The organism is Streptomyces sioyaensis (genome assembly GCF_004122735.1).
Taxonomy (GTDB): Bacteria; Actinomycetota; Actinomycetes; order Streptomycetales; family Streptomycetaceae; genus Streptomyces; species Streptomyces sioyaensis.
Map to the genome: position 1 here is coordinate 1 of NZ_SDIF01000102.1, position 25,087 is coordinate 25,087.

The 25,087-nt window shown below is 70.4% G+C and carries 21 protein-coding genes; 6 read left to right on the forward strand and 15 right to left on the reverse strand.

Annotated features, from left to right (window positions below; all coding sequences use genetic code 11):
- Positions 1-115: 115 nt before the first annotated feature.
- Positions 116-604, reverse strand: a complete 489-nt coding sequence (locus tag EST54_RS26410; protein WP_129250222.1) for an SAM-dependent methyltransferase — start codon at positions 602-604, stop codon at positions 116-118.
- Positions 605-660: 56 nt separating this feature from the next.
- Complete coding sequence (locus EST54_RS26415) at positions 661-1,080, reverse strand: DUF3662 domain-containing protein (protein ID WP_129250240.1); 420 nt, start codon at positions 1,078-1,080, stop codon at positions 661-663.
- 145 nt (positions 1,081-1,225) lie between these two features.
- Here EST54_RS26415 and EST54_RS26420 point away from each other — a divergent pair, with 145 nt between their 5' ends.
- Both EST54_RS26420 and EST54_RS26425 read left to right on the forward strand, forming a co-directional pair.
- Entirely contained in the window at positions 1,226-1,792 is a 567-nt protein-coding gene (locus tag EST54_RS26420) for a GNAT family N-acetyltransferase (RefSeq protein ID WP_239013585.1), read from the forward strand.
- Positions 1,793-2,034: 242 nt separating this feature from the next.
- Positions 2,035-2,475 carry an HIT family protein gene (locus EST54_RS26425; RefSeq protein ID WP_174857522.1) on the forward strand — a complete coding sequence of 147 codons (441 nt, stop codon included), beginning with the start codon at positions 2,035-2,037 and terminating at the stop codon, positions 2,473-2,475.
- A gap of 100 nt (positions 2,476-2,575) precedes the next feature.
- On the opposite strand, the gene EST54_RS26430 is transcribed toward EST54_RS26425, so the two are convergent.
- The 8 genes from EST54_RS26430 to EST54_RS26465 form a co-directional block, all read right to left on the reverse strand.
- Positions 2,576-3,016, reverse strand: coding sequence for a hypothetical protein (locus EST54_RS26430; RefSeq protein WP_129250224.1), 441 nt, complete (start codon positions 3,014-3,016; stop codon positions 2,576-2,578).
- Positions 3,013-4,530 (reverse strand): hypothetical protein, encoded by a 1,518-nt coding sequence (locus EST54_RS34480; protein WP_129250225.1) that lies wholly within the window; start codon positions 4,528-4,530, stop codon positions 3,013-3,015. The genes EST54_RS26430 and EST54_RS34480 overlap by 4 nt, the downstream gene beginning before the upstream one ends.
- A 15-nt stretch (positions 4,531-4,545) precedes the next feature.
- A complete protein-coding gene (locus EST54_RS26440) occupies positions 4,546-5,868 on the reverse strand; it encodes an OmpA family protein (RefSeq protein WP_129250226.1) in 1,323 nt (440 codons plus the stop codon).
- The gene (locus EST54_RS26445; RefSeq protein WP_129250227.1) at positions 5,865-6,767 is read right to left on the reverse strand and encodes a hypothetical protein; all 903 of its coding nucleotides are present in this window, start codon (positions 6,765-6,767) and stop codon (positions 5,865-5,867) included. Before EST54_RS26445 ends, EST54_RS26440 begins: the two co-directional genes overlap by 4 nt.
- Before the next feature lie 28 nt (positions 6,768-6,795).
- Positions 6,796-9,120 carry a hypothetical protein gene (locus EST54_RS26450; protein WP_129250228.1) on the reverse strand — a complete coding sequence of 775 codons (2,325 nt, stop codon included), beginning with the start codon at positions 9,118-9,120 and terminating at the stop codon, positions 6,796-6,798.
- A complete protein-coding gene (locus EST54_RS26455; RefSeq protein WP_129250229.1) occupies positions 9,117-9,836 on the reverse strand; it encodes a toll/interleukin-1 receptor domain-containing protein in 720 nt (239 codons plus the stop codon). Before EST54_RS26455 ends, EST54_RS26450 begins: the two co-directional genes overlap by 4 nt.
- A 226-nt stretch (positions 9,837-10,062) precedes the next feature.
- Complete coding sequence (locus EST54_RS26460; protein ID WP_129250230.1) at positions 10,063-11,424, reverse strand: helix-turn-helix domain-containing protein; 1,362 nt, start codon at positions 11,422-11,424, stop codon at positions 10,063-10,065.
- A gap of 318 nt (positions 11,425-11,742) precedes the next feature.
- Positions 11,743-12,105: a hypothetical protein gene (locus EST54_RS26465; RefSeq protein ID WP_129250231.1), complete on the reverse strand. Its 363-nt coding sequence runs from the start codon at positions 12,103-12,105 to the stop codon at positions 11,743-11,745.
- Between the two features lie 203 nt (positions 12,106-12,308).
- Here EST54_RS26465 and fabV point away from each other — a divergent pair, with 203 nt between their 5' ends.
- Positions 12,309-13,517 carry an enoyl-[acyl-carrier-protein] reductase FabV gene (gene fabV, locus EST54_RS26470; protein WP_129250232.1) on the forward strand — a complete coding sequence of 403 codons (1,209 nt, stop codon included), beginning with the start codon at positions 12,309-12,311 and terminating at the stop codon, positions 13,515-13,517.
- A gap of 539 nt (positions 13,518-14,056) precedes the next feature.
- Here the strand turns inward: fabV and EST54_RS26475 are convergent.
- The 5 genes from EST54_RS26475 to EST54_RS26495 form a co-directional block, all read right to left on the reverse strand.
- Complete coding sequence (locus EST54_RS26475; protein WP_244942619.1) at positions 14,057-14,644, reverse strand: ATP-binding protein; 588 nt, start codon at positions 14,642-14,644, stop codon at positions 14,057-14,059.
- A gap of 472 nt (positions 14,645-15,116) precedes the next feature.
- Complete coding sequence (locus EST54_RS26480) at positions 15,117-16,073, reverse strand: CPBP family glutamic-type intramembrane protease (RefSeq protein WP_129250233.1); 957 nt, start codon at positions 16,071-16,073, stop codon at positions 15,117-15,119.
- 375 nt (positions 16,074-16,448) lie between these two features.
- Positions 16,449-18,251: a coagulation factor 5/8 type domain-containing protein gene (locus EST54_RS26485; protein WP_129250234.1), complete on the reverse strand. Its 1,803-nt coding sequence runs from the start codon at positions 18,249-18,251 to the stop codon at positions 16,449-16,451.
- 389 nt (positions 18,252-18,640) lie between these two features.
- Positions 18,641-20,476 (reverse strand): glycoside hydrolase family 15 protein, encoded by a 1,836-nt coding sequence (locus EST54_RS26490; RefSeq protein WP_129250235.1) that lies wholly within the window; start codon positions 20,474-20,476, stop codon positions 18,641-18,643.
- 266 nt (positions 20,477-20,742) lie between these two features.
- A complete protein-coding gene (locus EST54_RS26495; RefSeq protein ID WP_129250236.1) occupies positions 20,743-21,729 on the reverse strand; it encodes an ArsR/SmtB family transcription factor in 987 nt (328 codons plus the stop codon).
- 331 nt (positions 21,730-22,060) lie between these two features.
- Between EST54_RS26495 and EST54_RS26500 the strand changes: the two genes are divergently transcribed.
- From EST54_RS26500 to EST54_RS26510, 3 genes are all read left to right on the forward strand, one after another.
- On the forward strand, positions 22,061-23,293 hold the full coding sequence (locus EST54_RS26500) for an alpha/beta hydrolase family protein (RefSeq protein ID WP_167511615.1): 1,233 nt from the start codon (positions 22,061-22,063) through the stop codon (positions 23,291-23,293).
- A 294-nt stretch (positions 23,294-23,587) separates the two neighbouring features.
- Complete coding sequence (locus EST54_RS26505; protein WP_244942620.1) at positions 23,588-24,388, forward strand: trypsin-like serine peptidase; 801 nt, start codon at positions 23,588-23,590, stop codon at positions 24,386-24,388.
- Positions 24,389-24,535: 147 nt separating this feature from the next.
- Positions 24,536-25,033, forward strand: coding sequence for a potassium channel family protein (locus EST54_RS26510; RefSeq protein ID WP_239013829.1), 498 nt, complete (start codon positions 24,536-24,538; stop codon positions 25,031-25,033).
- Positions 25,034-25,087 lie beyond the last annotated feature (54 nt).

Genomic DNA, 25,087 nt, shown 5'->3' on the forward strand with positions numbered 1-25,087 from the left:
GAGCCCTGCCATGCCCAGGTGATCGCCGAGATCGCCGACTCGATGGAGTGAGCCCGGCGGACGGTCGACGGGGCCGTCAGTAGCACCTGTCAGTAGTGCCTGCCACTAGTGCCTGTCAGTAGTACTGGGCCACCAGTTCCGTCGCCCACTGCGGCTGGCGGAGCTCTCCGCGGGGGCCGAACTCGTGGAGATAGGGCTTGATGTCGAGCACCGGGGTTCCGTCCACCGCGTCCAGGCCGAGGACGTGGACGTCCAGGCCGTCGACCTTCACCAGTGTGCACCGCGAGACGCCCAGCCTGTTGGGACGGTTCTTGCCCCGCTGCGCGAAGATGCCGACCACCGGCCAGTCAGGGTTGCCGCGCGGATGCCGGGCGCCGGACTCGATCTCGTCCTCGGGCACACGGTGGAAGTGGAAGACCACCTCCAGGTGGGAGAAGTCCGTCAGCCCGGACAGCGACTCCTCTCCGTAGACCGCACCGTCCAGCCGGATCACGGCGGGCACCTCGCCCCAGTGGTCGTCGGTCAGCTCACCCCGCAGGCTCACCACCTGGCCGATGGGCCGCAGGGTGATCTCATCGAACTGAGGGCGTGCGGTCCGGTCCATTCAGGCCTCCAAAGGGTATGCGGGACGCCCAGTCTGCCTCAGCAGCGCCGGACGGATCAGGTGAACCCCACTGCTGGTGACGGGTGTTGCGGGCCGGTCGCATCGGCGGGGACGTGCGCGAGGGCAGCGCTCGACACGCGGTACCGGCCGTTCGGCACCTCGGCGGCGGTGACGTGGACGGTGAGCGGGCCCGCCCATTCGTAGCCGCGCTCGACGGCGTGCCGGGCCAGCACATCGGTCAGCTGCCGCCCCACCTCCCCACCGCGGGCGGCGAGTTCGTCATGCACTTCCCGCGCGAGTTCGACGGTGTAGTCATTGGGTACCAGGACTCGGTGCCGGCTGCACACGACGGCGTGCTCATCGCACTCCCGCCGCAGGTCATCGAACAACTGGACCGGGTCGGTATGGAAGATCTTGGCCAGCAGCGCGCTCTCGCAGTCCTCCACCGCACGTTCCAAACGCCTCAGCATTCCCATGACAGCCGCCTGCCCGATGGGTGCCATGGACATGCAGTAATTCCCGTTCGCGATCACTCGGGCGCGCGGGCGTGACCGGCCGGGCGGGAACCGGAAAGGCCTTGGTCTCCGCTGTACAGGCAGTCACAATGGGGGTGTGCCGATCATGACATGTCCTGAAGCCGATGTCCCGCCCGCGCTGCGTACCCAGATGTCGGAGCTCAGGGACGAGGCATGGCCGCCGGATTCCGCGTCGGCGCCCGGCACCTTCGCCCACGACCCGGCGTTGCGGCCGGTGTCGATGCTGCTCGTCGACGGCTCCTCGGTGCTCGCCGCACTCGACATCCTCCGCAAGGAGATCGTCCACGAGGGGCGGCGGTTCCGGGCCGCGGGGCTGAGCACGGTGGTGACCCGCCTCGCCACGCGCGGCCAGGGCCACGGCCGCCGTCTGGTGACGGCCGCCCGGACGGAGATGGCCGCCATGGACCTGGACCTCGGCCTGTTCACCTGCGACCGGCCGCTGCAGCCCTTCTACGAGAGCGCGGGCTGGCAGCGGCTGCCCGGCGCGGTGCTGATCGGCGGTACGCCGTCGGATCCCTTCCCCAGCGACCGGCCCGGCTTCGACAAGGTCACCATGGCCGACTTCTTCTCGCCCGTCGGGCTGCGTCATCGTGCCTCCTTCCCGCACTCCCGCATCGAGTTGTACCCGGGTGAGATCGACAGACTCTGGTGAGGAGGGTCCGGCCGAGTGGGGTCCGAGCGGCTGGGGCCCGACCGAGTGGGGGCCGACCGGCCGGTGGTCCGACCGAGTAGGGAACATAGCGTTCAAACAGCCAGAAATATGGCTAAGTAGCGCATGAGTGGGCTCCATTGCGCGGATGATGGAATCCGGAGAACCACCGCCCGGTGACACCCGCGCGATGACTTCGGCCCGACGCGGGCCGGCCGCCCCGACGACTCCGATGCGGAGGATTCATGGTCTGCTACGGGGAGTTCCGCGAGGCGGGCGGCGAGCTGCCGGGTGCCTGCCCGCAGCGTCCGCGGACTCCCCGGCCCCCCGCTCGGCGGTCCGGCTGCCCCTTCTGTCTGATCGTGGGCGGCCGGGCGCCGGCCACGGTGCTGCGCGAGTGGCCGGAGACCATCGCCATCCGGCCGCACCACGGAGGGGTCACCGCCGGACATGCGCTGGTCATCCCCCGGGTCCATGTCGCCGACGTGGCAGAGGACCCGGTGGTGTCCGCGACCACCATGCTGCGCGCCGCCGAACTCGCGGCGGAGGCCGGGGACTGCAACGTGATCACCTCCCGCGGCACGTCGGCCACCCAGACCGTCCGCCATCTCCACCTCCACCTCGTCCCGCGCACCGACGGCGACGGCTTGCTGCTGCCGTGGACCGCCGCCCCTGCTGGGAGATGACCGCTGCGCGGGCACGTACGGTACGAGGCCGCCCGGTACGGGCCCCGCCGGTACGGGCGCGCACGGTATGAGCCCCCCGGTACGGGCCCGCAGACGGCGGTCAGGCGAGGAAGAGAACCGTCATGGTGTCGAGGGCGACCAGGACTCCGTAGGAGAGCAGCATCGTTCTGGACAGTGCGACCGCGCGCCAGGGCACCGGGCCGCCGTGCTGCTCGGCGTCCATGGTGAAGGGCGGCACCTGCGTACTCCCGCGGTCGGCGACTCTCTCGTAGAGGGTGCGGAACCTCCGCTCCTGGCGGAGGTAGTAGCTGTCCAGCAGCCAGAAGCCCGCTGCCAGTGCCACGGCGACCGCGGCCGTCCTCCAGCTCGGTCCGCGGGTCGCGACGGCGATGAAGGCCCCGCTGACGGTCATCGCCCAGCTCTTGACGAGGAAGGAGGTGTTGGCATGGCGGGCGATCACCGCCTGAAGGAATTCCAGGTGTTTCACCTCCTCCGGGCAGAAGGGCGCCGGTGCGGCCGGCGCGGCCGGCTGCACGGTCATGGTGTGGCTCCTCCTTCCTCGGGCGGCGGGCTCTCCGCGTCGGCGGTGCGCGGCTCCCCCGCGGGAGCCGGCCCGGGCTCAGCGGGCTCGCCGGGCTCGCCGGGCTCTCCGGGTGCAGCGGGCTCCCCGACCCCCTGCGGCTCATCGTGCTCCGCGGGCCGCCGGGGCGCGTCGCGGAACTGTGTGTTCAGGTCGTCGGCGATGGTGGCGAGGCGGTCTTCGAGCGGCTCGGGGGCGTAGCGGGTGAGCAACGCGTCGGCGCAGTCGAGGAGTTCGAGACGGGCCCGGGGCGGGGCGGGGCGCACGGCCTCCCGCTCCGCGCCGGCCGGACGGTCGCCGGAGCCGTTGCGTGCGGATTTGGGGTGCGGCCAGGCGAGTGCGGTCAGCGGAAGGTCGAAACTGCCGGCCAGGCCGGTGCAGGCACGCTCCTCGACGATGCGGATGCAGGCCTCGTCGAGCGTACGGCGGGCGTCGGTGGCCGCGGTCTCCAGGGCGGACCGCAGCCGCCACCAGGTCTCGGTGTGCCCCACCAGACGGCGCCGCGCCTCCGCCACCAGCGCCCTGCCGCGCTGCTCCGCGGCGGCGACGGATCGCTGGGCCTCCCGGTCGCTGTCGGCACAGGGGTTGTGGGCGAGCACCTTGACCACGATCGCGGCGGTGCTGAGCACCAGGGTGAGGATGATGACGGCGTTCTGGTCCGGCGCCAGATCCACGTGCTCGCGTACCGCGTCGGCCGCGCGCATCCTCGCCCAGATGCCGACCATCGCCAGGATCGCCAGGGTGAAGAGCACCGGCCCGGCCGCGTTCGGCCAGGGCAGTTCGCCGGCCGTGCGCCGCTCCGTACGCGGGCTGCCGGGCCGTATCGCCGCACGGAGCGCCGCGATCGGCCCCCGACGCGTCCGCTCCAGCGCGCGGGCGGTGCGGGTACGCCGCCGGAAGAGGGACTCGGCGAGCAGGCTGCCGGCGGCCAGCAGACAGACGGCGATCCCGAACCCCGGCAAGTAGGCCAGGTAGTAGGGGACTTCTCCCGAGGCCAGCCCGAAGAACCGCTGCATCAGGGTGCCGATGAACATCGTGTCGAACGCCACCCCGGCGATCAGGGTGGGCCACAGCAGGCGCCGCCAGAGCACCGGAGGACGGCGGAGGCTTTCGGGCCCGTCGTCGGCGTGGCGGGCGCGCAGTTCCGCGATGCGCTCCTGGGCCCGCTGGGACGACCGGGCGGTGGCGAACCGCTCGGCCGCTTCGATGGTGGTCCGAGCCTCCTGGTAGGTGCGGGCGAGGGCAGTTGCCGCCTGGCCGAGCCCCGGCTGTGCGGCGGTCAGTGCGGTGTTGGCATCCGTGAAGGCGCGCATCAGGGCGGCCTGTTCCCGGTTGTCGGTCTGGTCCGCCGGTCTGGAGGCCGGTCGCGCCGTGACGTCCAGTCCGACGAAGGTGGGGTCGCTGCCGGGGCAGTCCATCGCCGACTGATAGCGGGCGGCCGGCCCGGTGCGGTGCTTTCCGTTGGTGGTGTTCATCGCGGGGCGCCGCCCTCACTTTCTGATGATTTCGATGTCGACGCGCCGGTCGCACTGGAGCCGTTCCGCGGCGGTCATCCGGCTCCCCGCGGCGCGCTGGGGCGTGGCGCACCCCGTCGGCAGGCCCCGGCCGTAGGCCGTCACCCGCGTCAGCCCGAGTCCGGTCAGGACCTTCCGCACCGCGTCCGCCCGGGCCTGTGACAGCTGCTGGTTGTTGTCCGGGCGGCCGCGCGGGTCGACGTAGCCGTAGACGGCGACCCGGCTGCCGGGGGTGGTACGGGCGCTGACCGCGACGTCGTTGAGCAGCGGCAGGGCCTGTCGTCGTACCGTCGAGGAGCTGGTGTCGAAGAGCGCCGCGCCGGGGAGCTGGTAGGTCTCGGGCCGGTCGTTGGCGTAGCGGACCACCGGGTCCTGCGGGAGTTGCTGGTGCGGCCGCGGATGGTCCACGGTGCCGATGGCCGTCGGGGCGACGGTGCAGGAGGCACCGGAGTCCGTCTTGCCGGCGCCGCACAGCGTGCGCCACAGCCTGTTCAGCCAGCTGCGCTGGGCCGCCGTCGGAGCGGGCTGGTCGGTGGCCGGCTGGCCCAGGCCGGCGAGGGTGAGGGCCACGCCTTTCAGGTCCGGTGTCTCGTCCCGGGCGGTGCAGACCCGGGCGATGGCGTTGATCTCCCTCTTGTCCCGGAAGGCGGCCGCGCGCAGATCGGCACAGCCCGCGGTGGAGAGCCCGTCGGTCAGTACCAGGAGGCGGCGTGGGCCGCGTACGGACTTCAGGGCGGCGGCCCCCGCCGTGACGGCCGCGAGGACATTGCTGCCGCTGCTGTGCGGCGCGGCCCCCTGGGCCTTGGTGACGAAGCCGCCGAGGCACTCGGCCGCCTGCTGCTTCCGCTTCTTCTGGTTGATGGCGTTGTCGTTGTGGGTGACCCAGTCGGCGGAGCGGTCCTTGGCGGTCCAGGTGATCTGCGCCGAGTCGCCGCTGAAGCTGCCCACCGAGACGGTGTCCTTGCGCTCGACCACCGCGGAGAGCAGAGCGCCGATGCCGCCGGCGTAATCGCGCCCGGCGGTGGTGCCGCGTACGGAGGCGGAGGCGTCGACGAGGACCACCGTATGACCGGGGCCGGGGCCGGGGCCGGCGCCGCCGTCCACGGGGTCCTTCATCCAGCCGCAGGCGTCCAACGGTGCCGAACCGCCGCCGCATGCGCTGGTCAGGCCGGCCATCAGTACCACCGTCAGGGCCCCGGCGAGCAGGGGCGCTCCCCCGCGTCGCCCCGGTGCCCGGCGGTGCCCGGATGCCCGGTGGTGCCCGGGTGCCCGGACCGCTGCGGTGTCGGTGGGGCTCACGGCGCCAGCTCCTCGACGTCGGTCACGGTGTCCACCCAGGAGAAGGGGCTGAGCCCCATCTGTCGGCAGAACTCGCTCAGTGCCTTGTCGTAGGCGTTGGCGTACTCGAAGAGGCCCACCTGCTCGTGGTGCTTGGCCGCGGCCGTGAGGACCTCGGCGAGCGCCTCGGCCCCGTTGCGGCGGGTGTTCTTGAGCGCGTGCATGACCTTGCAGAAGTCCTCGTCGGCGAGTGCGGCCGCGAAGGGCACCAGCAGCCGGCGCTCGGCCGGGCCCAGGGTGTCCAGGAGTTCCAGTTCGCGCATCACCTGCAGCCAGCGCTCGGTGCGCGCCTGCACCTGGTCCGCCTTGAGCTCACCGAGGCGGTGTTCCTCCTTCAGCCGGATCTCGGCGAGGTGGAACGGCAGGACGTGTTCGCGCAGGGCCGGGTCGATCCGGATCCGCACCGACGGCCGGCAGCGGATCAGGCCCTTCTCGTCGTTGTAGCACCAGCCGCTGCGCAGCTCCTTGTTGACGGCCTTCTCCGCGGCCACCGGGTCACCGGGATCGCAGGTCCGGGCGATGGACCAGGCACGTCGCAGCAGTTTGCCGCGAGCCGCCTCCTCGTGGACCGCCGCGCGCTCGCGCAGCACCTCCAGCGTCATCTCCCGGCTGCTCCAGCGGAAGTGCGGGACGAGTTCGAAGGTGAACACATCGCCGCGGGCCGCCACCCACAGCGCCTCCTCGGCCGGCGACAGCTCCACCCCCACCTCGGCCTGTGCCGCCTGGCCACCCGTCGTGGTGCCGGCGCCGTCCGGCTCGTCGACGTGCTCCGGGCCGCTGTCGGTGCGCGCGCCGTCCCTCCCGGTGACCCGGCGCCACCAGTCGCGCAGCCTGGTGCGCAGTCGCTTGCGTTCCGTCATGGTGCGTCTCCTCTTCGTACGGGCGTCGTCAGGACGCGGATGGGGTGGCGAAGGTGTCCTTGGCCAGCTGGTGCCGGAGCTGGCGGACGGTGCGGGAATCGGGGTGCCGGCCGGCCCACATACCGAGGTAGAACCCGGCACGGAGGGACAGCGGCCGGGCGCAGATACGGGGCACGAGCGCGTCCAGGAAGGCGGCCAGCTCCTTGTCCGCGTCCCCTGCCAGCAGCCAGCGCCGCAGCTGGTCCCAGGCGCGGGTCGAGCTGTGCTGCCCCATCAGGGCATGGCGCCAGAGGCGGACCAGGGCGTCGGCCCGGTCCGGGTCGGTCATGGCGGTGTCGGCCAGCACGGGCCGGTCGCGGCGGTCCGGGCCGGCGCTGTAGCGGCTGAGGATCAGCAGGGTGCGGATCGCGTGCTGGGTCAGATGGTCGTTGTCCGAGGTGATCCAGTGGTCCAGGGCGTCGGACGCCGGGCCCGGGGCGGCGGAGAGATAGAGCCAGGCCATCGAGAAGGCCACCGAGCTGCTGAACGCCAACTCCGGCCGGGTGCCCAGTTCGCGCAGCGCCCAGAGGGTGTCCGGGACGTCCTGTGCGCCGACCAGGGTTCCGTACGCCCGGGCCGCGCTGTCCTGGAACTGCCATCGGGGGCTGCCCAGCCAGCTTCTGATCTGGCCCCGTACCCGCTGCACCAGCCGGGGGTCGTGGGCCGCCATCTCCAGGGCCAGCGCGGCGGACTGCCGGTAGGCGGTGTTCTTCCCTCCGGCCCAGTTCCGGATCAGGTCCCGGTAGACGCTGTCGAAGTCGTGGCTGAGCAGGATCCCGGCGATCTGGGCGGCCCGCACCCGGATCCGTTCCAGGGGCCCGGCGACCAGCGCCGTCAGCCACTCCAGCAAGGGGTGGCGCAGACTGTCGTAGTCGTGCCAGACGACCTCGATGACGACGTGCATCAGCTCTTCGTCCACCAGCCGGGCGCACCGGGGATTGTCGTCGGCGCGGCCGTCGGACGCGGCGTCCGCGGAGGCGAGCATCTCCGGCGGGATCAGCTGGTCGAGTTCCCGCTCGAAGACGTGGTTGGCGGGCGCCAGTTCACGGGTCTCGTAGCGCGGCAGCACGCTCGCGCTGAGCAGCTGGCCCGCCTCGAAGACATCGGCGAGCGGCAGGCCGTGGAAGAAGGCATAGGCGATGCGGAATGCCTGGCGGTGCGGGTCCAGGACCGAGCCCTGTGGGGTCTCGGTGGGGACGCGCAGCAGCTGCTTCGCCAGCCGGCGCAGCCGGTCGCGCCACTGCCCGATGACCTCGGTGAGGCTGGTGTCCTCGGTGTGCACGCTCTGTGCCAGCACCTCCGCGAACTCCACGACGCTGCGGACCGACACCGCCCCGTCGAGAGTGCGCTGCACCTGCGGTGACTCCAGCATCCGGGCGGTGAACGCCGTGGTGTGCTCGGCGCTGCAGTCCGGATCGGTGCATGCTCCGGGATGCCCGGCGAGCAGCCGGCGCAGATGCACCGCGAGCACCTCGCCGAGGGCCGGGCGCCGGTGCTCGAAGGCATGCGGCCGCAGCTGGTCCGGGTCCACCCGCCCCAGGACGCCGAGGACGACGACGAAGGCGCCCTGTTTGCGGGCGAGGTGGGCCAGCGTCTCCAGGGTCGACAGCTTCACCTCCCGGTCGTCGAGGTCGATCACGAAGCCGTCAGGGGTGAGCAGTTCGTCCGCCCGCCGGGAGATCTCCTGGAGGATGCCCGGGGCTTCGCTGTGCAGAATCTTGATGCGGTCGTCGGGGCAGCAACCGGCGAGCAGCGTCAGTGCCGTGGACTGCCGGCCGCTGCCCGGCTTCCCGGCGAGCAGCAGCACGTGCTGTGCCGCGAGCCGGGCGGCCATCTGTGCCTGCTGGTCGACGTCCAGATGGCAGTCGAGCTGCTGCGCGACCAGCAGCGAGGGGACACTCAGCGCCTGGACCTCGACCCGGTTGTCCCCGCCGATGGACAACTGCTCGGCGTAGATGGCGTTACCGCCGCCCTGGGCGACCGCACTGCGGTTGAGCCGGTTCAGGGAGATCTGCTGCCGGGCCTCCTGGTAGCGGGAGAAGGAGCCGCCCTCGTCGGTTTCCCGGCGTGGAGCCGCCCGTTCCGTCTCCTGGGGCGAGACCTTGCTGTCCCCGCGCTGGGGCAGTGCGTCGTCGGCCGGGGCGGTGGCGGGCGCGTCCGCACGATCGGACGCCGCGGCGAGGGCCGGCGCCGCCGCTTCCGCCGGTTCGGCCGCGCTCGGTGCCGGCTCGTCCGCGGCTCCGGACGAGGGTTCGCCGCCCGGTACGTCCTCCGGCGCGGCCCCCTCCGCGGCGGCCTGTTCGGTGTCGCTCACGACGTCCCTCCGTTCTTGCCGTCGCTGTTTCCTTCGCTGTTTCCTTCGCTGTTTCCGTCGTTCTTGCCGTCGTTGTTGTCGTCGTTCTTTCCGTCCGCGTTTTCGTTGTAGGTGGCGTTGCCGCCGTGGCTGACGGCGCTTCGGATGTAGCTGGTGGCTCCCCCGCTCCCGAGGTTGACGGCGTTCCCGTCGCCGAAGGTGAACCCGCTCATCTGGGGAGCTCCGCCGGCGGCGGGCGTCGCCGGCGGCGGGCTCACCGGTACGTGTCTGCGCAGTACGTCCGTGATGACGGGCAGGTCGAGGTGGGCGTACGGCACCCTCAGGTGCATGAACTGGCGCTCGGTCAGTTCGGCGATGTCGGGGGGCAGTTCCTCCTTGGTCGGGAGCGCGGCACCGTCGATCAGCACCGGGATGACGGTCCGGCGCCACGTGAGCGCCGCGCTGATCTCGTCGTGGACGTAGTCGCCCGGGACGTCGATCCGACGCCGCCCGGTGTCGTCGCACAGCGAGAGCCAGCTCCGGCCGATGAGCACGAGGAGGACCGTGCAGCTTTCGAGGGTGCGCCACAGGAGGGGCGGAAAGTGCTCACCCGGTGCGGTTCCGCGGCGGTCCCGGAACACATTCTCCGGCCCGAATACCCCCTTCAATTGCTCATCGAGCAGGACGGCCGCTTCTGCGCCGTCGCCGGTCCGGTAGTTGATGAAAACGCCGGCCATGATGTTCTGCCTTTCCTCACCGGGACGGAGTGGCTTGCGGCAGCCGGTAGGGCAGGGGCCAGTAGGGCTGTCGCGCCATAGGGGGATGAAGCCGAGATTCACAGGGGTTTCAGGCGTGGTCAACGCGTTGCCCTCGGCCTTTTGGCCGGGCAACGGAACACCACAGGTACACGGAAGTGCGGTTCTTCGGGCGGCCTTCTGTGAGGGTGGGCCGGTGGCGGAGAAGTCAGCCCGGAGTTCCGGGGCCGATTCGGTGGGTGTGCAGACCGATGGCGAGGTGCGGAAGGGTCCGGCGAACGGTGGGATTCTTTGGCCAACGATTGAGGACGCGGCTCAGCCGAAGAAGATCGGCGCGGATGGTCGCCGAGTCGACGAGGGCAACATGGGAGGCGACCAATTCGGCGATCGCGCAGGCCGGTTCGATTTCCCCGACGTTCGCCAGTGCAAGTGCCAGCCGGGCGCCATATCGCGCCCTGGCTCGACGGGATTCCGCGGGAATGGCGTCCAGCCCGTCCCCGAGCAAGGTGACGGCCTCCGCCGGAGAGCCGAGGTCGTGCATGCACCAACCGGCCACGAACCCCGTCAGATCCGGCAGATGGATGCTGCCGAGGACCGGGTCCGCATCGTCCGGGGGAGCCGCGCCGGAGGTCAGCTCCGCACCGCGGTCGAGAGCCCGGCGGCAGGCATCGCGGTCCCCCACCAGAGCGTGTCCCTGCGCTTCGCGCTGTGCGGCCAGCCCCCGGATGCGTGCGCTGCGGGCCTGCTGCCCGGCCAGCCGTGCCAGCTGGACGGTGGCCATCGAATCGCCTGTGTACAGGGCGAGTTCGGCCCGGCGTACCAGGGCGTAGGCGGCGAGTTCGTCATCACCGCCGTCCGCGGCCAGCTGGACCGCCTGCTCGGTCCACCACAGCGAGGCCGCATCGCTGCCCGCCTCCTGCGCCATCCACCCGGTGTACTCGGCGAACCGGGAGGCGAGCCGGAGCACCACACCACGGTGGGCGGGCTGGGCCTGGTGCGCCATGCCCCGCAGCGCGCTGGTGGCCGCGATGCAGAGCTGTGCGACCACCGCCGGCCCGAAGAGCTGGCCCAGCCGGCGGAACTCGTCAAAGACATTGCGGAAGTGCGGCAATGCCGAATTCGTCTCCCCGCTTTCGAGGAGCGGGGGTGCCAGCGACCAGCTCACAATGGTGGCGGGCAGGGCCCCGCCGCCGGGTGACGTATGGTCGAATGCCACGAAGTCGCTCTCGCCGCCGGCCTGCATACGCAATGTCCAGGGCGTACCGACATCCGCGTCGGTGAGGGGCACCTCGTCCGCACTGCGCGCGGGTGCGGAAATCAGGATGCTGAGTTGCCCTCCGGCGTTGAGGGCGCTGTCGCATAACTGGGCAAGATCGTGACTGGGCGCCTTGACGCCGCGCTCGATCTTGCTCAAGTGCCCTTTGGAAAAGCAAATCAGGGTTGCCAGTTTCCCCAGAGACAGCCCCGCTTCGATCCTTCGCCGGCGTAACTCCGCCCCGAACCCCACAGGAATACGCTGCACCCCGCTCGCCCCCCTCGTCGCTCGCGACCGGTGAAGGGAGTGTGCCACGCATCACACCGACTCTCACATACCCTTCACGAATTGCTTGCTATCGGTTTCATCACGCTCCGCTTCGTGCCGGGGAAATCTCCTTCCCCGCAGGAAGGACCCTTGCACGATGGGCCAGTTGGCTGATGCGGTCGGTTCCGCAACCGTGACCGAGGGGATGACGCGAGCGGATGCACTGAGCGGATCCCGTGGGCAGACGCCGTGAGCGGATGCCGTGAGCGGATGCCGTGAGTGGGGCGGGCAAGTTGACGTGACACGCGCAGCGCCTGCGCCGTATCGCCGTCCTCGCCGTCCTCGCCCTCATCACCCTCACCGCCGTCAGCTGATGAGGTCCTGCGGGCGGAGGTAGCCCGCGGACCGCTCGTGTTCGCCGAACCAGCGCTCCGCGGCGCGCGAGCGGGCGGCCTCGATCAGCGCGCTGCCGTAGTGGCGGGTGGCGAACACCGGGATGCCGATGCGGTAGCGCCGATCGGATACGCCCACCACGCCGGACCGCTCCTCGACGGTGAGCGGGGCCAGCGCCGGATCCGACTGCGGCACCCCGCCGACGGGACACAACTCCAGACTCATCAGCCGGTGACCCGAGTTGTCGGGTCCTTGCCTGCACCAGAACAGGCTCACGGCGTCGAGCGCGTCCCAGGGGAGGACCGCATGCTCCGTCTTGTTGCGCCACCACCACACACCGGTCGTGTCGAACGCCAGATACGCGTGGCACTGCCGGTCCCCACCCGTCGCCGCGCGGGGAAAACCTCCAAAACCGCCCCCGCATTACTGTGCCCGCCAAAACGATCACGCGTGGCTGCCGGGTCGCACACTTACAGGGCGCGGTACGTGCTCCGGCGGCGGCCGCCGCTTCCCCCGCGACGACCCGAAGGACGTGTGTCATGAGCGAACGAGTCATCACCCCGCGCAGCCGCGGTTTCCTGTTCCTCGACTCCCACCCGGCCGGCTGCGCACGCCTGGTGGAGGAGATGTGGCAGGCCGCCCCCGCACCCGAGCGCGCCCCGGACGGCGCTCCGGTGGCGCTCGTCGTGGGCTCCTCGGCCGGCTACGGGCTGGCCGCGACGATCGCCGGCCTCGCCCGGGCGGGGATCCGCGGCATCGGCGTCTGCTTCGAGAAGGCCCCGACGGAGCGACGCACCGCCACTGCCGGCTGGTACCGCACCGCCGCCACCGCGGAACTCGCCCGCCGGCACGGTCACGAGATGGTGTTCCTCAACGGCGACGCCTTCTCCGACGGGATGAAGGACCAGGTCGCCGACCTCCTCCGGGAGCGCTTCGGCCGCCTGGACCATCTGGTCTACTCGGTGGCCGCACCGCGGCGCACCGACCCCGACACCGGTGCCGTCTACGCCTCCGTCCTCAAGCCCATCGGGGAGGCCTACCGCACCAAGACGCTCGTCTTCGACGGGGCGGGCACGCCGGAGGTCAAGGAGGTGGAGACCCCGCCGGCCGAGGGGGACGACATCGCGCAGACCATCGCGGTGATGGGCGGTGCGGACTGGGAGCGGTGGGTCGACCATCTCGCCGACCGCGGTCTGCTCGCCGACGGCTTCACCACGGCCGCCCTGTCCTACATCGGGTCCCCTCTGACGGACGGCATCTACCGGCAGGGCACCATCGGGGCCGCCAAGTCCCACCTGGAGGCGACCGCCCGTACGCTCAATGAGCGCCTGGACAAGCTGGTCGGCGGCCGCGCGGTGACCTCCGTCAACGGGGCCGCGGTCACCCAGTCCTCCACCGCCATCCCGGGTATCGCGCTCTATGTGGGCCTGCTGCGCGGCGCCCTCGGCGAGGCCATGGTTCCGCCGATCGCCCAGCTGGCCGATCTGTGGGACCAGCTCACGGGCGCCCGGCCGTTCGAGGTCGACGAGGACGGCCGGGTACGGCTCGATGCGTGGGAGCTCAACAGCGCGGTCCAGGCCGCCGTCACGGAGCGGTGGGAGACGGCCACCACCGAGACCATCACCCGTCTCGCCGACCTCGACTGGTTCCATGCCGAGGTCCAGCGGCTCTACGGCTTCGCGGTGCCCGGCATCGACTACACCGCCCCGACCGCCACCCAGGTCCCCTGGCCGGACGCCACTGCCTGACCCGGTGCCGGTCCACGCCCACGTTCTCCTCGTCGGCATCCCCACCGGGACGACATGGAGGCCTCTTCCATGAAGGAATCCCGAATCCCCGAATCCTCGAATCCGGGAACCTCGGGATCTCGGAATCCCGCAGTCCCGGGCCCGGAGACCCGGAGATCCGCAGTCCCCGTCCCCGTCACCGTCCCTGCGAGGGCGCGGTGTTCCCGGTGCGGACGGTCAGGGAGAAGAGCGGGAAAGGGGTTCGTAAGGCCGGTTCCGGCGGAATGAACTGACGCCCGCTCAGAAACAGAATTCACCCGGTCGCGACATCGATGCGGCATCGTGACGCATTGTGGCTGCTGCTCTGGGGAACTGGGCGATCCGGCCGGGCTGTTGGCCATCCGTTCCCCGGCATTCGGGCGACTACGAACACCGTTCGCCCCGCGTCGATTTCACCGGGAGGGAATTCGGAGGCTCCGCGCCCCGTCGAAATCCACCACGCCATCGTCCGGCCGCTCGGCCGGTCGGTAAGCCGGTCAGCGAGTCAGGCGGTCAACCGGTCAGCCCGAGTGACCGCCACGCCGGACGGCGGTGCTCGCAGGACGCGGACGCGGCGCAGCGGCAGCGTCCTGACCGGGCCCCGTCCGCCGTTCCTGGCGGGGGACGGTCGCCGTCACGGTCTTCCCGTGCGGCCCCGTGCTGACCTCCACGGTTGTCGCGATGCGACAGACCATCGACCAGCCGAATCCGCCGCCTTCTCCGGTGACGTCAGGAGTACGCGGGCGGGGCGGCACGGGGCTGGCATCCCCCACGGACACCACGATCGATGCCGCATCCGCCAGCAGCCGCAGCGTGCAGCTCTTACCGCCCGCGTGCCGTACGGCATTGGTGACCAGCTCGGAGACGACCAGGATCACGGCCTCCCGCGTGTCCCTTTTCAACGGGGGATCCAGGCGCGCCATGTACGTACCCACAAGGTGCCGTGCGGGTCCGACGGCTTCGGAACGGCAGTCCAGTTGAAGCTCCAGCACCGGCGACGCGGTGACCGTGCGCGGAGCCTCGGCGGTGCTCATGATAAAGCTCACCTCGTATCGCGTCGTCTTGCCTTCAGGCCGGAAAGCGTGCCCTCTTTCCGGGGTGTCAACCACATATTTTCCATGTCGGACGAAATGGCCTGCTCACCGCGAAGGTTCGGAAAGATCAGCTCGAACCCGGTCCTGCCCCTGCGGGCCAGAACAGCCATGGCGCTGCGGAACACCCCGAGGGCCGCCCGGCAGCCGTACGGCAAATCAGCTCACCGACACGACCCCATTCTTCCTTGTGCAACAGGCGCCGAAAGAGATGAGCGCCTCAGACAGCACCGGAAGAAGGGAAACCACCACCATCATCCTCCGGATAGCCGCTTGCCCGAATCCGCCGTAAGCAATCGGGAAAACCCCTGGTTTGCTTCACGGACCGATGGGTATAAGGAATCCCCTCCTGCCGTTCCGTGACCGCAGCCGCCGCCAGGCCGACTGCGCAGCGCCCCACCTGCCCGGGAAGCGCACCGCCCCACAGACGGGCCCGCCCCCACAGACTGGCGCGGAATACGGAACAAACCTGCATAACTGCATATAGCTGTCATCTCTCAATATCCGGGATTTCCGGTACCCCGGTAGGTCGCCGCTGTATCCGCCCTCTCCCCCGGGACGACATCACCCGCGCCCCGACGAAGACGGTCGCCGTGACCGCCAGATATCCGAGGTCCAGCACCGCGGCGTGGGCCGGTCCGGCCTCTGCCGACCAGCCCGCGCCACGCGCTGCCCCCTCGAACAGGACGCGATTGACGCTCAGGAAGGCCACGTGGGTGCCGATCGCCGTCCACAGTGGGGCGGGGCCCGGTGCCGTCCGTGCGGCCACCAGCGTCAGACCGAAGACGCCGAGCAGCACCAGATACGCGACCGGGTCCTGGCCCCCGGGAGCCAGGCCCATCGGCGGAGCGGCCCCGCCCACGGCACGGGACACCCCGGCCTGCACCACCGTGGAGGCCGCCGGCACCAGCAGGAAGACCGCCGTCGTCCCCAGGGCCGAGAGCACCCCGCCGAACCGGTCGCGCAACGAGGCCCAGGCATGGCCGCGCAGCGTCGTCTCCTCCGGCAGCGCCTCCAGCAGCACGGCCACCACGGCATTGCGGGCCAGGAACGTCACGAGCGCTGCCGGGTCCGGCTCGGACCAGCGCACCCAGCCGAGCGCGGTGCCGGCACCGAGGACGACGACGGCGCAGGAACCGGTGACGGCCACGCCGCGGAGGAACGCACGCGGCGCCGAGGACAAGGGGCCGAGCCCGAGTGGACGCAGCCGTGCCGGCCGTCCGGCCCACCACAGCAGCACGAGGGGGACGGCCAGCGTGCTCACCAGTACGGCGGGCACCAACTGCCGCAGATACCCCTCGGCACCGACCGTCCGGGCGAGCGCCTCGCCCAGGGCGTTCCCCGCTCCCAGCGCACCCGCCATGACCGCGCCGCCGAGCAGCGCCCGCCCCCAGGCCCGCACCGCGGATCCCCGGGCCGGCGCTCCCCCGCCGGAGGTCGTGGACATCAGCTCCCCCTTCCCCTCAGCGGAAGGGCGTACGGGTGCGGCGCGCCGCGGCCCCTGCCGCCGACATCGTCCGTCTCCACCGAACCCGGCCCGACGGGGGCCCTGTCACCCCGCCGCCGGCGGCACCGGGACAACCCGGCACCACCGCCCCCCGCAAGGCCGTCAAGACCTTCGTGTGCATCCAGCATCGGCCAGGGAAGCCGCGCCCCGGCACGCACGGGCCGGACCGCTGGGCAAACCGCCCTGCAGCATGATCTACCGCGATCACGGACTACATCCTTCGATCCACCGGCCGTACCCCCCTGGTCGGAGCGGAGCCGGGCTCCAGAAGCCAGGAGTCGAGGTCCACGGAGTCAGGGGGCAGGGATCCAGGGGTCAGGGATAGGAGACCACCGTGGACGGCACCGTCGAGGAGCCGGAAGTGGGAGCGCCGATGCCATTGATGACGTGCTCGTACTGTCCCTTGCCTCCGAGGGAGACCACCAGCAGGTCGTGGAGTCGCACACCCGGCGTGCTCGGTGCCTCGAAGCCGTGGTCCTGGCGGATGGTGGGATCCACGTTGTAGTAGCAGTAGCTCCCCAGACCCCACGCTTCGTGCGTGGCCACCCCGTCGGCGATCTTGTACGCGGCGTACCCCTTGGTGCTGCCGTTCTGCACCGCGGCCTGATTGGGCGCGTCATACGCCTTCTCGTTCTGGAAGAAGACCGTCCGCCCCCGTTCGCCGCGCCACTCCACGTCGTACTTGTTGAAGTGCTCGACGAAGAGACCGGTCGCCAGTACGTCGTTGCCGTTGACCCGGACCCCGTAGTCGGCCCGGTTGGTTTCCCAGCCCACACCGTCCCCGTGGTCGGCCCGCCAGATCCAGGTGTGATCGACGATGGTGTGGTTGCTGTTGATCACCATGCTGGTCGTGGCCTTGCCGGGGCCCGCCCCGCCGATCCGGAAGAACACGTCCTGAACCGTCGTCGGATTGGCGGCGTGATCTGCGGATGCCCCCTCGGGGCCGATCTCCAGCAGCGTGGCCGAATTGACCGGGCCGGCATCGATGAGGAACCCGGCGAGCCGCACACCGTCGACGTCGGCGACCTTCATGGCCGTCACCCCGTTGTCCGGGACGAGGGTCGCGTACCCCAGGCCGAGAACCACGGTGTTCGCGCGCCGCACCGCGAGGGGCCGGTCGACGTGGTAGATCCCTGGCGTGAGCAACAGGTGGAGGCCCTGGGCCAGCGCGGCATTGAGCGTCGCGGCATCGACGCCGGGCTTGGCCACGTAGAACCGGTCGAGGGGGAGCGACTCGCCCCTCGGTGTGCCGTTTCCCCAGGTGGTGCCGCGGGCGCCGGCGCGCTTCTCGGGGACGAAGACCTTGTAATCGGAGCCGTCAAGATAGAGGAAGGGCTTTTCGCGGGAGACCGGGGTGGTGTCGAGCGTCGTGTAGGGCGGGTCGGGGAAGCTCTGCGCGGGGGCTCCCTCGACTCCTGAGAACACCATGTTCCAGACGGCGCCGGCCCAGCCGCCCACCGAGCTGTCGCGGGTGTACCACTGCTGCTGCGAGTAGGGGCTCACCGTGCCGTCGATCCGGCTGTCGGCGATATAGCCGCCGCTGGCCCAGCCGTAGCCGTCGGGCGCCAGGTTCAGTCCGCCTTTGACGTGCATCCGCCGAAAGGGCGCCGCCTGCGCCACGGCCCACCGGTTGGTGCCGTTGGCCGGACGGAGCGCGAGGTTCTCCGCGGAACGCCAGAAGTTCTGGGTGGCATTGCCGTGCAACCACCCGGCGTCGACGGTCACATCGCCGAGGAAGGTCGTGTCGTCCGGCGAGAGTCCGAGTCCCGCGATCGAGGTGTAGAAGCCGAGCTGGGCGTTCAGGCCGCTGTAGGTGCCCGGCTTGAAGAGCAGCGCGTACCGCCCGTCGCCGAACTGGGCGCTCTCCTGCCGCTTGAAGATCTCGTCGAGCCTGCCCTGGATACCGGGCGTACCGGGATCGAAGACCAGCACATTCGGGCCGAGGTCGCCGCCGCCCGGCAGCGCGCCGGCGACCGGGGCTGCGGAGGCCCGGGCCGGCAGGACGGGCAGGCCCGCGGCGGGGAACGCGGCTGCCATCGCGGCCAGCACACTGCGGCGTGCGGGCCTCGGCGTACGGGGAGCCGTGGCGTCTGCGGGGGATGTGGGGGGTATGGGCATGGCAGCTCTCCTGATTCAGGAAGTGAACGATCGACGTTCATGGGAGCGCTCTCTTGCCCGATGCATGTTCATCCTGTGTGACGGGGCCGTCAAGAGTTCTGACGGAGGATGGGCGCCGGAAGCTGATTCCACGTCAATTGACCATCGGAAACGTGTAGTTGCTCGCGACATCACGGTGCTTCTGCCGCAGCAGGCGGTGCGTTCATCGGATGTCGGCAGGACCGGGCGAGGACGCTCGCCCACCCACCACGGCCCGACGCGCACCCGACCGGATCGACCGCCCGGACATCAGCGCCGGCCCAAGCACTGCGATCACGGCCCGGGGCATCGGGCCCCCACGAGGACGAGGAGCGCCAGCAGCATGGGCGGGAGGTTTCCTCGCCCGACGTTCAGCCCAGGGCCTTGTCGAGGTTGAAAGCGGCGCTGATGAGGGCCAAGTGGGTAAAGGCCTGCGGGAAGTTGCCGATCTGTTCGCCGGTGTGGCCGATTTCTTCGGCGTACAGTCCGAGGTGATTGCCGTAAGTGAGCATCTTCTCGAAGGCGAGGCGGGCCTCGTCGACCCGGCCGGCGCGGGAGAGCGCTTCGACGTACCAGAACGAGCAGATCGAGAAGGTGCCTTCCTCGCCCCGCAGCCCGTCCGGACTGTTGCGTGGGTCGTAGCGGTAGACGAGGGAATCGGAGACCAGTTCCTCGCCCAAGGCGTCCAAAGTGGAGAGCCATTTCGGATCCGTGGGAGAGATGAACTTGGCCAGCGGCATCATCAGCACCGAGGCGTCGAGGACATCGTCACCCTCGTGCTGCACGAATGCCTTCCGCTCGGGCGACCAGCCACGTTCCATGATGCGCCGGTAGATCGCGTCGCGAGCGTGTCCCCAGCGGGGCATGTCCGCAGGCAGACCCCGGTGGATGGCGATCCGCATCGCGCGTTCGATGGCGACCCAGCACATCAGCTGCGAGTAGAGGAAGTTCTGGATTTTGCCGCGGGTCTCCCAAATGCCTTCGTCCGGCTGATCCCAGTTGTCACAGACCCAGTTGACCAGAGTGCCAACGGTGTCCCAGTGCTTGCTGGACAGCGGCTCTCCCCATTTGTCGTAGAGGTAGAGGGAATCGATCAGGGCACCATAGATATCCAGCTGGAGCTGGTTGACGGCGCTGTTGCCGATCCGTACGGGGGACGAGCCCAAATGGCCCTCCAGATGGTGGAGTTCGCTCTCCGGCAGATCGCTGCGGCCGTCGATGCCGTACATGATCTGCAAGGGGGCGTCGGGGCCGCCTCTGGGGGAGATGTTCTCGGACAGGAAGTGCACAAAGGATTTGGCCTCGTCGGTGAAGCCCAGTCTGAGCAGTGCATAGATGCAGAACGCGGCGTCGCGCACCCACGCGTAGCGGTAGTCCCAATTGCGCTCGCCGCCGACCTGTTCGGGCAGGCTGGTCGTGGGAGCGGCCACAATGGCGCCGGTCGGCGCGTACGTGAGGAGCTTGAGGGTGAGCGCAGAGCGGTGCACCATCTCGCGCCAGCGTCCCCGGTAGCGGGACTTCGACAGCCAGCGGCGCCAATAGTGCACCGTGGCGCCGAACAATTCCTCCGCCTCCATGACCGGGCAGGCTCGCAGCTCCACGCCGTCACCGATCCGGTCGAGCGCGAACACCGCGGTGTCCCCCTCGCTCAGCGTGAACGAGGAACGGGCGTCCGGCCCGTCGATCTCGACCGGAACACTGGACGTCAGCGCCAGGGAGAGGTCCGGGGAGTCGAACACCGTCTGGCCCTGCCGGGCATGCACGGTGTGGGTACTGCGCCCGTAATCGAAACGGGGAGCGACCCGGGCGGTGAATGGCAGCGATCCGCGGACACACAGCACCCGCCGGATCAGCCGGTGACGGTCCGCCTCGCCGGAGTCATCGACGATCGGCATGAAATCCTGGACCTCACCCACACCGTTGTCCGCGAAGAATCGCGTGATCAGGATATTGGTGTCGGGGAAGTAGAACTGCTTCGTCCGCGCGGGCACGTCCGGGGCCAGCTCGAAGGCCCCGCCACGGTCGGCGTCCAGGATCGCGGCGAAAACACTGGGCGCATCGAATCGAGTACAGCAATACCAGTCGATGGTGCCGTTGGTGCCGACGAGCGCAGCGGTCCGCATATCGCCGATCAGACCGTGTTCGGCGATGGGCGTATAGCGCAGTGCATCGGCCTTGCTGGGGCGGAGACTCACACCGGCGGTCATCTGACCTCCCCCGGCACTGAGGAGCAGAAACAGCGGATCACGGTGGATCGCAGGGAATCGCAACAGCGGATCACAGTGGATCAACCAGTGGATTCAGGTTACCTCCCGGTGGTTGCGGACGGCGAGCGAGCGGCTGCCGGGCGGATTCGGGTGGGGCGTCGGCACTACTCGCCGCGTACGGGCGTCGCCACCGAACCGGCATCGGCACCGGCCGGGCGCCGCGCGCCACGCGGAAGACACGGTGCGTGACGAGCCGTCGCGCACGGTCAGCCGTACGCGCTCCGCCCTCCGCTGTGGCGCTGCACCAGCAGGCTCCCCAAGGCGGTGCGCCGGTGCAGGACCGACCGGCCCGCGCGGACCGTGGTGATCAGACCGGCCCCGCGCAGCGCGGTGGCGTGGGCGGACACGGTGGCATTGCTGACGGCCAGCCGCCGGGCGAGACCACTGGTGGTGTGTTCCTCGGCGAGCAGAAGCAGCATCTCGACGCGGGTCCGCCCGAGCACTGCGGCGAGCGCCTGGTCCGCGTCTCCCGCCCCGTCCGGCGGGAGCGGCAGCCCCGGGCCGGCCGGATAGGTCACGGTCACGGGGCGGTCGGGCAGGTCGGAGAGGAGAGGGTGGCCGGTCCAGTGGAAGGTGGGCATCAGGAGTAGGCCTCGCCCCTCCAGCCTGATGTCCCGCTCGACGGGCGCCGCCAACTCCCAGACGTCCCCCTGCAGTCGGGTACCGGGCACGAGTGCGGTGAGCCCGGCGCCGATACCGTGCTCGGCCACGACCAGCGCATGGCGGGTGAACTCGGTCCGGTGCAGGTCCTGCACCAGCGGCCACACGGGGCGCAGTGCCGTCTCGAAGGCCGCGTGCTGCGCGCGCCGGAGAGGTTCCCAGGCCCCGGCCTCGCCCCGGTACAGCGCGCGGATCCAGGACGGAGCCGGGGACGGCTGCCCGGCGTAGGCCCGCCGGAGCTCGGCGCGGACCACGTCCGGTGGGGTGGCCCGCATGGTCTCCCACCCCTCCGTCAGTGTGCCGTTGAAGATGTCGAGGAAGAGGGGTGGCACCTTCCCGGGGACCACGTCCTTGAGGGGCAGGACGGCGAGCGGCAAGGAACGGAGCAGCCGCCGTCTCCAGCGGCCGAAGAGCACCTCGTCGTCCGGAAGGGCCATCTTCATCAGGGCCACATTCAGCTCCAGCAACGGAGCCGGCTGGGGCGCGAACCGGACCTGGGCGAAGTCGGCCGACGTGAAATGGATCCGGATCACTACTCCCCCTCTTGGCGCTGCGCCATCGTTCAGGGCAGGGCCTCAACGATGGTCTGCGCTCCCCGCCGCATGCCAGCCTCCAGGTCACGCCCCCGCCATTCAACTCAGGGGGCCACCGCACGGCGCAAAAACGACCTCACTGACACCACAAGTACGACGTCACTGACACAAGGGGAGAGTCATGTTCCGCAAGAAGGCAGGCAACGCTGAACAGGCAGGCCACCGTGAGCAGACGAGCCAGCGTGAACAGGCAAGCCACCGTGAACAAGCAGCCCGCTCCTCGGCAGTTGAGCGTGGCCCCGCTGTCGTTCCCGGGAGTACGGGCGTGGGTATGGTCGGCCGACGGACCGTCACCTCGACGGCCGCCGCGGCCGCCCTGCTGCTCGTCGGCGGTGGCTTCGTCCGGGCGCAGTCCGCGAAGGCGACACGGCCCGCACCCACCACGGACGACGTCACCCTGCGGCTGCCGGCGCCGAGCGGCCCGCACCGCATCGGGGTCACCACGCTGTATCTGGTCGACCGTTCCCGGCGCGATCCATGGGAGCCGCTCCCCGTGCGGGAGGTCATGGCCTCGGTGTTCTATCCGGCTCGCACCGTCCGCGGCCGTCCGATCGCGCCGCAGATGACCGCGGGTGCCGCCGCGACTTTCCCCCACCTCGACCCACTGTTCCACCGGGAGTTGCCGACGACCGGGGTGAACTGGGTGGCCACCCGCACCCATGCGCACACGGGCGCGCCCGCACAGCCCGTACGACGACCGGTGCTGCTGTACAGCCCGGGAGGGGGTGACCCGCGCACCCTGGGCACCGGGCTCGCCGAAGAGCTGGCGAGCCGCGGCTACGTGGTGGTGACCATCGACCACCCCGGCGATGGCAGCGAGGTCGAGTTCCCCCACGCGAGGGCGGGAAGAGCGCAGGTCCGCCGCACGGTGTTCCGGGGCGACCCCCGGACCGACCCGAAGACGTTCCGCACCATGGTCGGCACCCGGATCGCGGACACCCGGTTCGTGCTGGACCAGCTGGCGGTGCTGGCAGCCGGCCGGAACCCCGACGCACTGGGGCGCCCGTTGCCGGAAGCCCTCGGTCACGCGCTCGATCTGCGGCGGGTCGGCATCTACGGTCACTCGGCCGGCGGCACCACCGCGGCCCAGGCGATGTACGAGGACCGGCGGATCGGCGCGGCGGTCGATCTGGAGGGCTTCCTGGACCACGCGCCGGAGAAGCCGGGCCAGGAAGGCAAGCTTCTCCCTGTCGCCCACTACGGAGTGGACCGGCCGCTGCTCCTCGTGGGCACCGACGGCTTCCCCCAAAAGCAGGCGCTGGAGCCCTCCTGGTCGGCCATGCTCGCCCACCCACGGGGTCACACCCGACGGCGGCAGCTCAGCAAGGCCACGCACGGGGTGTTCACCGACTACGCCGTCTTCGCCCCCCAGTTGCAGGCCGCCGGGCTGATGACGGCGGCCGAGCGGAACTCCCTGATCGGCGCGATCGATCCGGCGGTATCGGTGCCCATGCTGCGCGGCGAGGTGCACTCCTTCTTCGCCCGGCATCTCCCGTCGCACTGACCACGCCGCACCGGCAACGCGGTCCGGCCGCGCCTCTCGCCAGGCGCCCGCCCACCGTAGGACCATGGCACGCCCGCTCGCGCACGTCCCTCGTGCCGTACGCCTGCCCTCTGGAGGATTCGGACCATGAGCAGACCGCTTGCTTTACGTGGCCGCTTCGCCCCACTGCTCACCACCCTGCTTCTCGGGCTGTCGCTCGCCCTCCCGCCCGGAACGCCTGCGCACGCGGCGGGTACGGCGAGCGGCCCCGGACCCACGGCTGCCGCCGCCGACAGCTACTGGACGGCCCAGCGGATGAGGGCGGCACAACCGGCGGTCGTCACCCGGACGTCAGGGGCCGCGCGCCCGGCGGCGGACCCGCCCCCGCCGAGCCACCCGTTCGACGGCCTCCCCCAGGTAGGGACCTTCTTCTGGACGGACGCGAGCAACACCGGCCGGTTCTGCGGCGGAACGGTCGTCCGCAGTCCGCACCACGACCTCGTGGTCAGCGCCGCACACTGTCTGCGCTCGCCCGACCCGAAGCGCCATCTGTCGTTTGTGCCGCAGTATCACGACGGGCTGAAGCCGCACGGGATCTACCCCGTCGACCGCATCTACCTCGACCAGCGGTACTACGACCTCGGCACCGGTGGCGGGGCCCGCTGGGACTACGCCGTCGTGCGGCTCGCAGCACGCGAGGACGGCGCCGAGGTGGAGGAGGTCACCGGCGGCTTCGACCTCCTCCCGTACCCGGGGTACGACCACCGGAACGTACGCCTCATCGGCTATCCCGGTAACAGCGACACCACCCACCCCAAACCACTGGACTGCAATTCCTCCACCCACCGGTACACCAGCACGGACCCGGCCGCCCCCGGGGACTTCCTGGAAATTGCCTGCGCGGGCTATATCGGCGGCACGTCCGGCGGCCCGTTCCTGGTACGGGACTTCAGCGGATACGCCCTGATCGGCGTCATCGGCGGCTACCACACCGGTGGTGACTTCCCGGATGTCTCGTACAGCTCGTACTTCACGGTCGACGCACTGGCGCTTTACATACACGCCGTCCGCGGCGATCCGCCTGCCACTCCCCGCCAAAGCCATGAAACGAAATGATCCGGTGCGGCGGCCGGGTGAACTGACCGACCCGACTGACCAACACGGAACCGGAAGCAACATATCCGGGTATGGCGAGGGCTCCTGTTAATGTCAGCGATGGCCGAAAGCCGGTTTCCACCAGGCCGCAGTGGAAGGTGACGCCCGTTGGTGCCGTCGTTTCTCTTGTCCGTACTGAATCGCCTCTTCGGTAATGAGGCGTGGCGCCGGCTTCATGCGCAGGCGGCGCTCTGGGTCACGCTGGTCATGACCGCGGTGCTGCTCGGGGGCGCCGCTCTGGTCGTGGTTGCCGAATCCGGTGCGCCGCACGCCAATATCACCTCCTTTCCCACGGGATTGTGGTGGTCGATCGAGACGGCCACGACCGTGGGCTATGGCGATTTCTATCCGGTCACGCTGTGGGGCCGCATCATCGCTTCCCTGCTGATGCTCAGCGCCATTACGGCCTTCGGTGTCATCACGGCTGCCCTGGCGACCTGGTTCGTCGGCCGCGCGGAGCAGGATCTGGTCCGACTGGGCAAGACCGTGGGAAGCCATGCACGCGAGGACGCGGAGGCACTCCGTTCGGAGCTGCACACCCTGCATACGCGCTTCGACCACGTCGAGAATCTGATCCGGGACAGAGGCCCGCACTCCACCACCTGAGCAACCGGCACGTCGCCTCACCACCCACCCCCTTCTCCCTCCTCCATCCTCCCC

Excerpts from the sequence above, each read along its gene's own strand:
- EST54_RS26455 (WP_129250229.1), bottom strand. The coding sequence starts at position 9,836 with ATGGCCGGCGTTTTCATCAACTACCGGACCGGCGACGGCGCAGAAGCG.
- fabV (WP_129250232.1), top strand. The coding sequence starts at position 12,309 with ATGAGCGAACGAGTCATCACCCCGCGCAGCCGCGGTTTCCTGTTCCTC.
- EST54_RS26430 (WP_129250224.1), bottom strand. The coding sequence starts at position 3,016 with ATGACCGTGCAGCCGGCCGCGCCGGCCGCACCGGCGCCCTTCTGCCCG.
- EST54_RS26410 (WP_129250222.1), bottom strand. The coding sequence starts at position 604 with ATGGACCGGACCGCACGCCCTCAGTTCGATGAGATCACCCTGCGGCCC.
- EST54_RS34480 (WP_129250225.1), bottom strand. The coding sequence starts at position 4,530 with ATGAACACCACCAACGGAAAGCACCGCACCGGGCCGGCCGCCCGCTAT.
- EST54_RS26505 (WP_244942620.1), top strand. The coding sequence starts at position 23,588 with ATGAGGGCGGCACAACCGGCGGTCGTCACCCGGACGTCAGGGGCCGCG.
- EST54_RS26480 (WP_129250233.1), bottom strand. The coding sequence starts at position 16,073 with ATGTCCACGACCTCCGGCGGGGGAGCGCCGGCCCGGGGATCCGCGGTG.
- EST54_RS26490 (WP_129250235.1), bottom strand. The coding sequence starts at position 20,476 with ATGACCGCCGGTGTGAGTCTCCGCCCCAGCAAGGCCGATGCACTGCGC.
- EST54_RS26500 (WP_167511615.1), top strand. The coding sequence starts at position 22,061 with ATGGTCGGCCGACGGACCGTCACCTCGACGGCCGCCGCGGCCGCCCTG.
- EST54_RS26420 (WP_239013585.1), top strand. The coding sequence starts at position 1,226 with ATGACATGTCCTGAAGCCGATGTCCCGCCCGCGCTGCGTACCCAGATG.
- EST54_RS26445 (WP_129250227.1), bottom strand. The coding sequence starts at position 6,767 with ATGACGGAACGCAAGCGACTGCGCACCAGGCTGCGCGACTGGTGGCGC.
- EST54_RS26425 (WP_174857522.1), top strand. The coding sequence starts at position 2,035 with ATGGTCTGCTACGGGGAGTTCCGCGAGGCGGGCGGCGAGCTGCCGGGT.
- EST54_RS26485 (WP_129250234.1), bottom strand. The coding sequence starts at position 18,251 with ATGCCCATACCCCCCACATCCCCCGCAGACGCCACGGCTCCCCGTACG.
- EST54_RS26415 (WP_129250240.1), bottom strand. The coding sequence starts at position 1,080 with ATGGGAATGCTGAGGCGTTTGGAACGTGCGGTGGAGGACTGCGAGAGC.